This window comes from Streptomyces sp. SA15 (assembly GCF_002291145.1).
Lineage (GTDB): Bacteria > Actinomycetota > Actinomycetes > Streptomycetales > Streptomycetaceae > Streptomyces.
On sequence record NZ_NTGE01000187.1, the window covers coordinates 1 to 12056 of the forward strand.

A 12056-nucleotide genomic window follows, 5' to 3' on the forward strand; every position below is an offset into this window, starting at 1 on the left:
GGCGGGTCGCCGCCGCGCTCGCCGCCGCGCTGGCCGTGAGCCCGGACACCGCCGAAATCGAGATCAACCCGCTGCGGCTCACCGCCGACGGGCTGATCGCCCTGGACGCCGTGATCGTCCCCACCGCTCCACCCGCACAGAGCCGCTAAGGAGAACGACCATGCCCAGGCCGAGCAGCAAGGGTGCTGTCCCCTGGCCCGCGGAGTACGCCCGCCGCTACGCCGAGAAGGGCTACTGGGAGGGCACCGCACTCGGCGACCGGCTGCATGCCGCCGCCGACGCCACTCCCGACGCGGTCGCGCTCGTCGACGGCGACCGCCGCCTGACCTACCGGGAACTCGCCGAGCGCGCGGACGCCGCCGCCGTGCGCCTGGACGCGCTCGGACTGCGCCCCGACGACCGGCTCGTGGTGCAGCTGCCCAACACCGCCGAGTTCGTGATCCTCACGTACGCCTGCCTGCGCCTCGGGGTCATCCCGGTGATGGCCCTGCCGGGGCACCGCAGACACGAGATCGGCTATCTCGTCGAGCACAGCGAGGCGGTGGCCGTCGCCGTCCCCGATGTCCTCAAGGACCACGACCACCAGGCGATGGCGTTCGAGATCGCCGGCGAGTCGCCCACTCTCCGGCACATCCTGGTACTCGGTGAGAAGGTCGGCGGCGACGCCGTGGACCTGCGGGAGTTGTGCGGGGAACCCGACAGGACGGGATCGCGGGCCGCTGTCGACGCTTACCGTCCCGACAGCCGCTCGATCGCCGTCTTCCTGCTCTCCGGCGGCACCACCGGACTGCCCAAGCTCATCGCCCGCACCCACGACGACTACCTCTACAACGCCCGCCGCAGCGCCGAGGTCTGTGAATTCGGTGCGGACACGGTCTACTTCGCCGCCCTGCCCCTCGGCCACAACTTCCCCCTCGCCTGCCCTGGCCTGCTCGGCACGCTGCTGGGCGGCGGCCGGGTGGTCCTCGGCTCCCCCAACCCGGAGAAGGCGTTCGGGCTGATCGAGCGCGAGGGCGTCACCGCGAGCGCCCTGGTCCCCGCCATCGCCCTGCGCTGGCTGGACCACCACCGCGAGCACCCCGGCACGGACCTGAGCTCGCTCAGGATGCTCCAGGTCGGCGGCTCCCGGCTCGCCGACCACGTCGCCCGCCGGGTGCGCCCAGAACTGGGCTGCACGCTCCAGCAGGTGTTCGGCATGGCCGAGGGCCTGCTCAACTACACCCGCCTCGACGACCCCGAGGACGTCATCTGCACGACGCAGGGACGCCCCATGTGTGAGGACGACGAGCTGCTGGTCGTGGACGAACTGGGCAACCTGGTCCCGGAGGGGAGCCTCGGTGTGCTGCTCACCCGCGGCCCGTACACCCCGCGCGGCTACTACCGCGCCGAGGAGCAGAACGCCCGCGCGTTCACCGAGGACGGCTGGTACCGCACCGGTGACATCGTGCGGCTGAGACCGGACGGCAACCTCGTCGTCGAGGGCCGCGACAAGGACATGATCATCCGGGGCGGGGAGAACATCTCCGCCGAGGAGATCGAGAACTTCGCCTACCAGACCCCGGGCGTCGCCCGCGCCGCCGCCGTGGCGATGCCCGACGCCCAACTCGGCGAGCGGGTCTGCCTGTACGTCGTACCGGAGGCGGGGCACACAGTGACCCTCGACGACGTCCACCACGTCATGGAGCGCGCGGGAACCGCCCGCTTCAAGTTCCCGGACCGGCTGGTGACGGTCCCCGAACTCACCGCCACCAAGGTCGGAAAGATCGACAAGAAAGCCCTGCGCGCCGACATCGCGCGCCGCCTCGACGCCGAAGGAGCCCCCGATGGCCAGTGACCCCGACGGCACCACGACGGTCATAGGTCCGGACACGACGGTCATAGCCCCGGATACGACAGCCATAGCCCCGGACGAGAAGGACCCCGAACTTCGCAAGCTCTACGACGACTTCGCGGCGTCCGGCCTCATCCCGCTGTGGACCGAGATCGGCAACCTGATGCCGCTCACCCCGCGGCCGGAAGCCGTCCCGCACGTCTGGCAGTGGGACACGCTGCTGCCGCTCGCGCGCCGCTCCGGTGACCTGGTGCCGGTCGGGCGCGGCGGTGAGCGCCGGGCCATCGCGCTCGCCAACCCCGGCCTGCCCGGACGGCCGTACGCCACTCCCAACCTGTGGGCGGCCGTCCAGTACCTCGGCCCGCGCGAGGTCGCCCCCGCGCACCGCCACTCGCAGGGCGCCTTCCGGTTCATCCTGGAGGGCGAGGGCGTATGGACGGTCGTCAACGGCGACGCGGTCGAGATGCGCCCCGGCGATCTGCTGCTCACCCCGTCGATGCACTGGCACGGCCACCACCACGTCGGTGACGCGCCGATGGTCTGGCTGGACGGCCTCGACATCCCGCTGGTGCACCGCCTGGACGCCGGGTTCTTCGAGTTCGGCGAGGACGGGGTCTCCGACCGGTCGACGCCGTCGCGGTCGCGGGGCGAGCGGCTGTGGGGCCATCCCGGGCTGCGCCCGATCTCGGCCGCCGACAGCCCCAACTCCCCGCTGATGGCCTACCGTTGGGCCGACACCGACGACGCCCTCACCGCCCAGCTGGAGCTGGAGGACGAGGGATACGCGGGCGTCATCGAGCCCGGTCACGCCGGGATCCGCTTCACCAACCCCGCCACCGGCCGCGACGCCCTCGCCAGCATGCGCACCGAGATGCACCGCCTGCGCCCGGGCACCACGACCGCGACCCGCCGCACCGTGGGCTCCTCCGTCTGGCAGGTGTTCCGCGGCAGCGGCACCGTCACCCTCGACGACCGGGTGATCGAGGTGTCCGCCGGCGACCTGATCGCCGTGCCCTCCTGGTGCGCCCTGACCATCGCCGCGCACACCCGGCTCGACCTGTTCACCTTCAACGACGCGCCCGTCTACGAGGCGCTCGATCTCGCCCGCACCGACATCACAGGGAGCAAGGCCTCATGAAGCTCGCCACCATCCGCACCGCCGACGGCACGGCGGCCGTCCGCCTCGACGGCGACCGGGCCGTGGAGGTCGGAGCCCCCGACGTCGCCGCCCTGCTGCGCCGCCCCGCCTGGCGTACGGACGCGGCCACCGCCGACGGTCCGGCGCACGACGCGGCGACGCTCGACCTTGCCCCGGTCGTCACGACCCCGGCCAAGATCTTCTGCGTGGGCCACAACTACCGCACCCACATCGCGGAGATGGGCCGCGAGATGCCGGCGTACCCCGCCCTCTTCGGCAAGTTCGCCAACGTCCTGCTCGGCGCGCGCGACGACATCGTCCACCCGGGCGAGACCGAGGAGCTCGACTGGGAGGCCGAACTCGGCTTCGTCATCGGCTCCCGGCTGCGCCGCCGGGCCACCGAGGAGGAGGCGGCGGCCGCGATCGCCGGCTACACCGTCGTCAACGACATCTCCATGCGGGACTGGCAGTGGCGCACCCCGCAGTGGCTCCAGGGCAAGGCGTGGGAGGCCAGCACCCCGGCCGGACCCTGGCTGGTCACCGGGGACGAGATCGACGACGCGGCCGACCTGGAGATCCGCCTCGAGGTGGACGGCGAGATCATGCAGCGCTCGCGCACCTCAGACCTGCTCTTCACCCCGGCCCACATCGCCGCATACCTCAGCACGTTCACGACGCTGGAGCCGGGTGACCTGATCCTCACCGGTACGCCGGGCGGGGTCGGCGCGGCTCGCGATCCCAAGGTGTTCCTGAAGCCCGGCCAGGTGGTACGGACCATGGTCGAGGGCGTCGGCGAGTGCGTGAATACCATCGTCGAGGACAAGCCGTGAAGGTCCTCGAGTGGGTCGAGGACGGGCAGCGCCGGCTGCAGCGAGCGGTCGACGCCCTGCCGGCGCACGCGGTCACCGAACCGTCCGCCCTGCCCGGCTGGACCCGCGGCCACCTCCTCACCCACCTCGCCCGCAACGCCGACGCCTTGGTCAACCTGCTGACCTGGGCCCGGACGGGGATCCGTACCCCCATGTACGCCTCGCCGGACCAGCGCGCCACGGACATCGAGGCGGGCGCCGGACGGCCCCTCGCCGAGCAGCAGACGGACGTACGGGAATCCGCCGCCCGGTTCCGGAAGGCCGCCGAGGCGCTGTCGGCAGGTGCCTGGTCGGCCATGGTCGTCAGCGGACAGGGCCGCGACATTCCGGCGTCGGAGGTGCCGTGGCTCCGGGCCCGTGAGGTGTGGATCCACCTGATCGACCTGGACGTCGGCGCCGGCATGGACATCCTGCCGCCCGACTTCGCCTGGGCCCTTGTGCGCGATGTGGCCGGATGGATGTCGGCACGCGTCGAACCGGGCATCGGCGCCGAGTTGACGGCGGAGGGCCACGGCACCGTCGTACTCGGCACACCGTCCCCCGGCCGGACGGTCACCGGACCGCCGTACGCCCTGGCCGCCTGGCTCACAGGCCGGGGCGGCACCGAAGAACTGAGCGGCGAGCTGCCGAAGCTCCCTCGCTGGATATGACCGAGTGGTTGTCAACGATCAAAGGAGATCGGCATGAGCGAGACCTTCGTCCTGGTGACCGGCGCTTGCCACGGAGGATGGGCCTGGCGCCCCGTAGCGAACGAGCTGCGGGCCACCGGGCACGAGGTGCACACCCCCACGCTGGCCGGACTGGGCGAGGATGACGACCCGCGCGAGGTGACTCTGACCGACTGTGTGAACAGCCTCGTGGAGTACGTCGAACGCGCCGGTCTGACCGACATCACGCTGGTCGGCCACAGCTGGGGCGGCTACGTGCTGGTGGGCGCGGCGCCCCGGCTGGCCTCCCGACTGCGTCGGCTGGTCTTTTGGAGCGCGTTCGTGCCGGGCGACGGCGAGTCGCTCATCGACGCGTGCCCGCCGCACTACGGGGAGATGTTCCGCGCCGTGGCGGCCGCTTCCGGCAACAACGCGGTGACCTTCCCGTTCGAGGTGTTCCAGCAGGCGTTCATGCAGGACGCCGACGAGGAGACCCAGCGGATCGTCCACTCCCTGCTCGTGCCGCAGCCGCTCGGCACGTTCACGGAGAAGCCGGATACGAGCGCGTTCTACGCGCTGGACATCCCGACCGCGTACGTCCTGTCCGAGGAGGACCTCTCCCTCCCCGGCGAGTGGCACTGGGCCGAGCGTTTCCCCCAGCGCCTGAAGAACCCGCTGATGATCGAGACTCCCGGCAGCCACGAGGCCCTCTTCACCCGCCCCGCCGAACTGGCCGACGCTTTCCTCCGGGCCTGCGCCACTCCGTAGGCGGCCCCCGGCGACGGCGTGGCGTGGGTGGGCGCCGATGCGCCCACCTCTACGTCGCGCCGGGAACCGGGAAGACCAACTGGGCCGAGCAGCCTCTTCCTGCCGGGACCGTCGGCGTGGAGGAAGCCGCCTGTGCGGTGGCTGCCGCCGAGAAGGCGCAGGCAGCCACCGCACGGGGAGGGCGGAAGGGTCACGCCTTTTCGGGTGCCGTGGCTTCCGGGTGCGGGCGGCGCGGGATGCCGAGGGCGCACAGGGCACCCGCGAGGACGACCGCGACGCCGACCCACACCGCGGGACGCAGCCCGTCGACGAATTGCTGGGGGCCCCGCGTGCTGCCGTGCGCCACGAACACGGTGCTCAGGACGGCGATGCCGAGGGCTCCACCGACCTCCCGGACGGTGGTGTTGGCGCCGGACGCCTTGCCCGCGTGCTCCTTGGCGACCGAGCCGAGCACCACCGCGGCTGTCGGGGCGAACACGAATCCCATGCCGATGCCGGCCACGATCATCGGGCCGACCAGGGAGGAGTACGCGGTGTCGGTGTCCGCGACCAGGTTGATCCAGCCGAGGCCCACACCCTGGAGGAAGAGCCCGAGGGCCATCAGGCGGCCGCCGCCGACCTTGTCGGTGAGGAGGCCGGCCACGGGGGCGACGAACATCGGCATCAGGGTCCAGGCGAGCGTGCGCACACCTGCCTCCAGCGGCGAGCGCGGGGGCACGATCTGGAGGTACTGGGCGAGCAGGAAGAGGGAGCCGAAGACGCCGAAGTACATGGCCGCGGAGACGACGTTGGTCAGGGTGAAGGCCCGTACGCGGTAGAAGGACAGCGGCAGCATCGGCTGCGGGGCCCTGGCCTCCCAGGCGACGAACACGGCCAGCAGCACCGCGCCGGCCGCGAAGGCGCCGAGCACCGTCTGCGAGGTCCAGCCGTCGGTCTCGCCGTGCACGATGCCCCACACGACCGCGCACAACCCGGCGGCTGCCAGGAGCATGCCGACGAGGTCGAGACGGACGCCGGGGAGCGAGCTCTCGCGCAGCGCGAACAGGACCAGCGGGATGGCGACCACGCACACCGGCACGTTGATCCAGAAGATCCAGCGCCAGTCCAGGCCGTCGACCACGCCGCCGCCCACCACCGGGCCCATCGCGACCGCCAGACCGCTCACGCCGGACCACACACCGAGCGCCATGCCGCGCAGCCGCTCCGGCACGGCATGCGACAGCAGCGTCAGCGACAGCGGCATCACGGCCGCGGCCCCGAAGCCCTGGAGCGCGCGGAAGGTGATCAGCTGCTCGCTCGTGTCCGCCAGGCCGCAGCCTATGGAGGACAGCGTGAACACGATGATGCCGAGCACGAAGATCCGGCGGCGGCCAAAGCGGTCACCGAGCGCGGCACCCGTCATCAGCAGGCAGGCGAAGCTGAGGACGTAGGCGTTGACGAACCACTGGAGCTGCTGGGTGGAGGCGTCGAGGTCGACGGCGAGGGTGTGCAGTGCGGTCGAGACGACGAGGTTGTCGAGCGCGACCATGAACATGGGCACGCTGGCCGCGACGATCGCGAGCCACAGCGGCACGCGCCGCCCCTCGCGCGGCGGGGCGTCGGCCGCCTCCTCGACGACGGCGTTCTGTTCGGAGAGCGTCATGCGGGTCACTCCTGTGGGGGTGCTGAGGGTGCTGAGCGGTGTTGGGGACAGAGATCAGGCCGTGGGCCCGTCGGTGTTCTGCGCGTCCGCGTGCTCCCGCTCGGCCAGCCGGCGCCGGGCGTCCGACCAGTCGATGGGCAGGTCCGTCGCGGGAACCTCCCAGAACGTGAAGACCGAGCGGCTCATGGTGGGCCGCAGGCCGGTCATGGTCGACCGGTGCGGTTCGGTCTTCGCGTATGTGTAGAGGGCCTCCTTGTCCTCCCACGCCGACAGCGTCCAGAAGGTGCGCTTGAGGGGCTCGGCGATCAGGGAGGCGCCGAACGCGCCGGGCGCGCCGGTCACCTGCTTCCAGGCGGTGAGGGACCGCAGGAAGAAGCGGGGGACGTCGGCGAAGGAGCGGACCTCGAGGCGGGACGCCATGACGAACGCCTCGGCGTGCGGGGCGGGGGCGTTGACGGTGGTCCAGCGCAGGGTGGGCATGGCTGCGGCCTTCTTCCGGCAGAGGCAGGCAGGGGCAGGGGAGGGGTGAGACGGAGGGCCTTTGAGGGCCTTTGGATACCTCCACTATCCATGTTAGACAGTGGAGGTGTCCAATGACCAGAGCGGAGCCGTCCCGATGCGCTTGTCCGACCTGAGCCGCCGCAGCGGCGTCTCCGTCACGACGATCAAGTACTACCTGCGCGAGGGCCTGCTCCCGCCCGGCCGGCAGCTGTCCGCCACCCAGGCCGAGTACGACGAACAGCACCTGCGGAGGCTGCGGTTGATCCGCGCGCTGATCCGTGTCCGGGGCCTGTCCGTCAGCACCACCCGCGACGTACTGCGGGCTCTGGACGAGCACACCGGCGACACCCACATCCTTCTCGGCCTCGCCCTCGGCTCGATCCGGATCACGGAGGAGCCCGAGGCGGACGCCCCGGAGCCGGCCGAAGTGGAGGCGCTCATCAAGGAGTTGGGCTGGCAGGTGCATGAGTCCGCACCGGCCAGGGAGACGCTCGCCGACACCCTGACCTCGCTGCGCACGCTCGGCAGCCCGATGGACTGGCGCGCGTTGCTGCCGTACGCGCGGCTGGCCGAACGGACCGCGGTCGTCGATCTCGACCAACTGGAGGGAATCGACGACCCGTTGGAGGTGGCGGAACGCGCGCTGCTGCTGACCGTCCTCCTGGAACCCGCGCTGCTGGCACTGCGGCGCATGGCCCAGGAGAACGAGTCGGCACGGCGGCACGCCGAGGACTGAACCGGCTCAGCCCAGCTCGCTCAGGAGCTGAGCCGCCGCGTCCGCACCGGACGAGAACGCGGCCTCGTGGGAGCCGATCAGATCCGGGCCCAGCTGCTTGGAGTGGAAGTACGACCCGGCCAGCTTCACCCGGGGCCCCTCGTTCGCCTGGTAGATCACCGACTGCCGCTCACGCACCGCGACGTCGATGACCGGGTGGGTGTAGTCGAACTCGGCGATGACCGACCCGGGGTCGAGTGCACGGGGCGGGTCGAGGACGACGAAGTAGTCCTTCTCCGCAGTGAAGTCCTGCAGCTTGTTCAGGTAGTAGGTGACGAAGCAGTGGGTCTCGCCGTCCACCTGGACCTTTCCGTAGTTCCAGGCCAGCCAGCTCTCCCGGGAGGTCGGCATCAGGGCGGGGTCGGTGTGCAGCACCGCCCTGGAGCTGCTGTAGCGGATGCCCTCCAGCGCCGACCGCTGCGCGTCGGTGGGGTTCTCCAGCAGGGCGAAGGCCTCGTCGGCGTGGGTGGCCAGCACCGCGTAGTCGAACGTCGTGGTGCCGGACGCGGTGGTCACGGCGACCCCTTCCGCCTCCTGCCGGACGGCGGTCGCGGGCTCCGACACGCGCAGGTCGGGGCCGATCGCCGCGAGCGCCTTGCGGACGTAGGAGATCGAGCCACCGCCCACCGTCCGCCAGTCGACCCGCCGGCCCCCGAGACCGCCCTCGCCGTGGCCGACGAAGAACGCGATCACCGTGGCCGCCGGTATCTCCCAGACCAGCTCCGCCGGCACCGACCAGACGGCGGAGCAGAGCATGATCAGGTACGAGTGGCGGAACTCCTGGCTGTATCCGTTCTGGTCCAGGTACTCGCCCATCGACATGTTCGCCCGGCCGCGTACGAAGTCACGGCGGCCCTCCTCCTGGAAGCGGCGCGCCTCCCGCCAGACCGTGGGGAACTCGGGGTACCGCGCGGCGTAGCGCTCCTGGATCGAGGCCTCGTCCAGTTCGAGATCGTCGGTGCCGAACTCCAGACCGCTGTCGAGGTCGAAGAAGGTGAAGCCTCCGGGGTGGGGGACGGCCTCGACGCCGAGTTCCTCGAAGAAGGCGGTGAGCCGCGGGTAGGCGGGCTGGTTGAAGACGATGAACGCCGTGTCCAGACCGAGGACGCGGCCGTTCTCCTCGACCTCGACCGTGTTGGCATGGCCGCCGGGGCGGGGCTCGCGCTCGAAGACGGTGATACGGGCGCGGTCGCGCAGATGGTAGGCGGCGGACAGCCCGGCGGGGCCGGCGCCGATCACGGCGATGTTCAGCGGGGTGTGCTGGGACATGGGAGATCCTTACCTGTAGGGGGTGAGTTACGTAGGTGGCGTTGGTGCGGTCCAGGCTGGTTCGTGGCAGCGCAGGGGGCCGCCGTCCTCGGTCGCGACGGCCACGAGATGGTGCGGGGACGGGCGCAGCAGGGCGAGGTGCCAGCGGGCCGCCACGGCCGGCCGGCGGTGGTCGGTGACGGAGAAGCCTCCGGCGTCCCGGCGCCGGAAGCCGAGACCCTCCAGGCCCTTCGCCATGCCGACACCCAGCCCCTTCAGGTACGCCTCCGTCAGGACCCACCGCTCGCTCACGGCGGCGCCGGACACACCGCCGAGGAAGGCGTTCAGCAGCCGCGTCTTGTCTTCGTCGAAGGGCACGCGCTCCACGTCCACGCCGCAGCCGCGCCCCCGAGTCACCACGCAGACGATCAGGCCGTCGGTGTGGGAGAGGTTGAAGCGCAGCCCGTCGTGGTCCGCGGCGAGTTCCGGACGCCCGTGCGGGGTGACGGTGAATCGCCAGGTGTCCGGCGGCAGCCCGGTGCGGGCGCTGAGGGCCAGGCGGCACAGCAGGCGCCCGCCCAGGAAGCGGTGCCGGGAAGCGGCGCGCAGCAGCCTGCGGTGGCGTGTGCGCTCGTCCGGGGTGAGCAGGTCCAGGCCGCCCATGCTCAGAGCCAGCTCCTGAACCCGGTGCTCGGGCAGCGTCCAGAGGTCCACCGCCCGCGGATCGTCGAGCCGGGCCGTGGTCCGGGGCGGCGACGTCACGTCGTACTCCTCGGGTCGGGCCCGGCTCAGTGGCGGGCGGCGGTCTGGTCGACCGTGCGGGGTGCGAGCGGGAACTGCCAGTAAGAGAAGAGGCGGTCCTCGCGGTGCAGGTGGCGCAGCACCCGCATCGCCTCGTCGATCACGCTCTGGTCGGTGACCGCCTCGTGCGGACGCAGCTGCCCGCGCAGCCGTTCGAGCTGGAGCAGCAGCAGCGCACCGCTCGGCAGCGGCTCCTCCAGCGCGGCGTGCGAGTGGACGAAGGTCAGGACGCACGCGGCGGCGGCGTGCACGAGGCAGTACTCCTTGGCCAGGCCGAACAGCTCGGCGCACTGGCCGAAGTCGCGGCCCAGCCGGGAGCGCAGCTCCTCGCAGCGGGTGGTGAGCGACCCGAGGTGGTCGAGCAGTTCCGCGGCCACGTCGGCGGCGCGCAGCAGCCGTTCGCGCTCGTCGTCCTCCTTGCACTCCTTGGCGAGGACGCGCAGCCTGCCGATCCCGTCGGGCGCCGCGAGCACCGTGTCGTCCCGCCCCCGGCTGGACAGCTCCTGCCTCCAGGGCTCGTACGCCGGCATGGACCTGGTCATGCCGTACAGGACGGCGGCCCGCTCCTCGGCCGTGCGCCGGATGCCGTCGTCCGCCGGTGTGGAAGTGGCCGTCGCGAGCAGGGACCGCAGCTGCTGGCCGAGGTTGCGCAGGTTCACCACGGTGTTGCCGTCGGCGAAGTTGGCCACCAGCAGGTCGCGCAGCAGCTTCTGGAACATGCCGTAGTGCGGGTGGCCGCGCAGGAAGAAGCGGGCGCCCAGCACCACCGACAGCTGCGACATGGTGCGTTCCATCAGCGTCGGCACGAAGTACTTGACCACCGATGACCCGATGCTGACCTGCTCGGGCGTCACCTGAAGGGCGCGTACGGCACCGAGACTGACCGCGTCGGCGACCATCAGGTCGGCGAAGCACTCGGTGATCTGGCGCCGGCTGTAGGGGATGTCGCTGACCGGCCGGCCGAACAGGATCCGGCCTTCGGTGAAGTCCAGGGTCAGCCGCAGTCCGGTGTCGACGGCCGACATGGCGATGCAGCTGATCTGGGCACGGGCGATCTGGGTGGCCTTGAGGGCGATCTCCAGCCCCTGGCCCTCGGCACCGATCCGGGCCGACTCGGGCACGAACAGCCCGTTCACCCGCAGGCCGCTGATGTCCATGCCGCGCAGTCCGTGCAGCCGCTCACGGGGCAGCTCCGCCACCGTCCCGACCGGGGCGGTGCGCTTGTCGAGGACGAAGAGCGAGAAGCCGGCCGGGCCGCCGCGCTCGCTCGTGCGGGCGATCGCGGTCATGCCGTCGGACCAGGTGGCGTTGCCGATCAGCCACTTCTCGCCGGTCAGCAGATAGCCGCCGTCGACCCGCTCGGCGGTCATCGAGTTGGCCAGCAGGTCACTGCCGTAGGCGCGCTCCGACAGCCCCCAGGACAGCCGGTAGCCGTGGAGGATGTCGTGGACCATCCGCCGCTTCTGCTCGTCGGTGCCGGCGATCCACAGCGGCATGAAGCCGAGGTTGGTGATGATCAGGGCGGTGGCGGTGGTCGGATCGCGGCGGGCGACCAGGCGCAGCAGGTTGAACTCCGCCTCAACGTCCCCGGACCTGCCGCCCTGCTCGCCGGGGAGGGCGTACTCGGGGACGCCCCAGGCGCGCAGCGCACCCACGTAGTCGTACGGGTACGTCTCGCGTTCGTCGTACTCCAGGATCGTGCGGTACGACATCGGGCTGTGCGGATCGTGCGGGTCGCCGAGGTGTTCCTCGAGCCGCACCGCCAGCTCGGTCAGGTCGGCCTTGGGCATCAGCGGTCTCCTCGGGACTCGTCCGCCACCCGCACCGGGGCGGCGG

11 protein-coding genes are annotated in these 12056 nt (G+C 71.5%); 6 read left to right on the forward strand and 5 right to left on the reverse strand.

The window, feature by feature from the left end; translation table 11 throughout:
• Positions 1-160: 160 nt before the first annotated feature.
• From CLM62_RS39945 to CLM62_RS39965, 5 genes are read left to right on the forward strand one after another with little or no spacing between them, the layout of a single operon-like run.
• Positions 161-1834, forward strand: a complete 1674-nt coding sequence (locus CLM62_RS39945; RefSeq protein WP_095754788.1) for a (2,3-dihydroxybenzoyl)adenylate synthase — start codon at positions 161-163, stop codon at positions 1832-1834.
• Positions 1824-2969: a cupin domain-containing protein gene (locus tag CLM62_RS39950; RefSeq protein ID WP_257004360.1), complete on the forward strand. Its 1146-nt coding sequence runs from the start codon at positions 1824-1826 to the stop codon at positions 2967-2969. The genes CLM62_RS39945 and CLM62_RS39950 overlap by 11 nt, the downstream gene beginning before the upstream one ends.
• Positions 2966-3799, forward strand: coding sequence for a fumarylacetoacetate hydrolase family protein (locus CLM62_RS39955; protein ID WP_095754789.1), 834 nt, complete (start codon positions 2966-2968; stop codon positions 3797-3799). The genes CLM62_RS39950 and CLM62_RS39955 overlap by 4 nt, the downstream gene beginning before the upstream one ends.
• Positions 3796-4488 (forward strand): maleylpyruvate isomerase family mycothiol-dependent enzyme, encoded by a 693-nt coding sequence (locus tag CLM62_RS39960; RefSeq protein ID WP_095754790.1) that lies wholly within the window; start codon positions 3796-3798, stop codon positions 4486-4488. The genes CLM62_RS39955 and CLM62_RS39960 overlap by 4 nt, the downstream gene beginning before the upstream one ends.
• Positions 4489-4521: 33 nt before the next feature.
• Positions 4522-5253, forward strand: a complete 732-nt coding sequence (locus CLM62_RS39965; RefSeq protein ID WP_095754791.1) for an alpha/beta fold hydrolase — start codon at positions 4522-4524, stop codon at positions 5251-5253.
• 190 nt (positions 5254-5443) lie between these two features.
• Here the strand turns inward: CLM62_RS39965 and CLM62_RS39970 are convergent, their stop codons facing one another.
• Positions 5444-6895: an MFS transporter gene (locus tag CLM62_RS39970; protein WP_095754792.1), complete on the reverse strand. Its 1452-nt coding sequence runs from the start codon at positions 6893-6895 to the stop codon at positions 5444-5446.
• Between the two features lie 54 nt (positions 6896-6949).
• Positions 6950-7375, reverse strand: a complete 426-nt coding sequence (locus tag CLM62_RS39975; RefSeq protein WP_095754793.1) for a DUF3291 domain-containing protein — start codon at positions 7373-7375, stop codon at positions 6950-6952.
• 136 nt (positions 7376-7511) lie between these two features.
• Here CLM62_RS39975 and CLM62_RS39980 point away from each other — a divergent pair, with 136 nt between their 5' ends.
• Complete coding sequence (locus CLM62_RS39980; protein ID WP_095754794.1) at positions 7512-8132, forward strand: MerR family transcriptional regulator; 621 nt, start codon at positions 7512-7514, stop codon at positions 8130-8132.
• 6 nt (positions 8133-8138) lie between these two features.
• On the opposite strand, the gene CLM62_RS39985 is transcribed toward CLM62_RS39980, so the two are convergent.
• Genes CLM62_RS39985 through CLM62_RS39995 form a run of 3 tightly spaced genes read right to left on the reverse strand, consistent with a single transcriptional unit; the run spans position 8139 to position 12010 of the window.
• A complete protein-coding gene (locus CLM62_RS39985) occupies positions 8139-9440 on the reverse strand; it encodes an NAD(P)/FAD-dependent oxidoreductase (protein ID WP_095754795.1) in 1302 nt (433 codons plus the stop codon).
• Between the two features lie 27 nt (positions 9441-9467).
• Positions 9468-10181 (reverse strand): 4'-phosphopantetheinyl transferase superfamily protein, encoded by a 714-nt coding sequence (locus CLM62_RS39990; protein WP_095754796.1) that lies wholly within the window; start codon positions 10179-10181, stop codon positions 9468-9470.
• A 26-nt stretch (positions 10182-10207) separates the two neighbouring features.
• Complete coding sequence (locus tag CLM62_RS39995) at positions 10208-12010, reverse strand: acyl-CoA dehydrogenase family protein (protein ID WP_095754797.1); 1803 nt, start codon at positions 12008-12010, stop codon at positions 10208-10210.
• Positions 12011-12056: the final 46 nt, after the last annotated feature.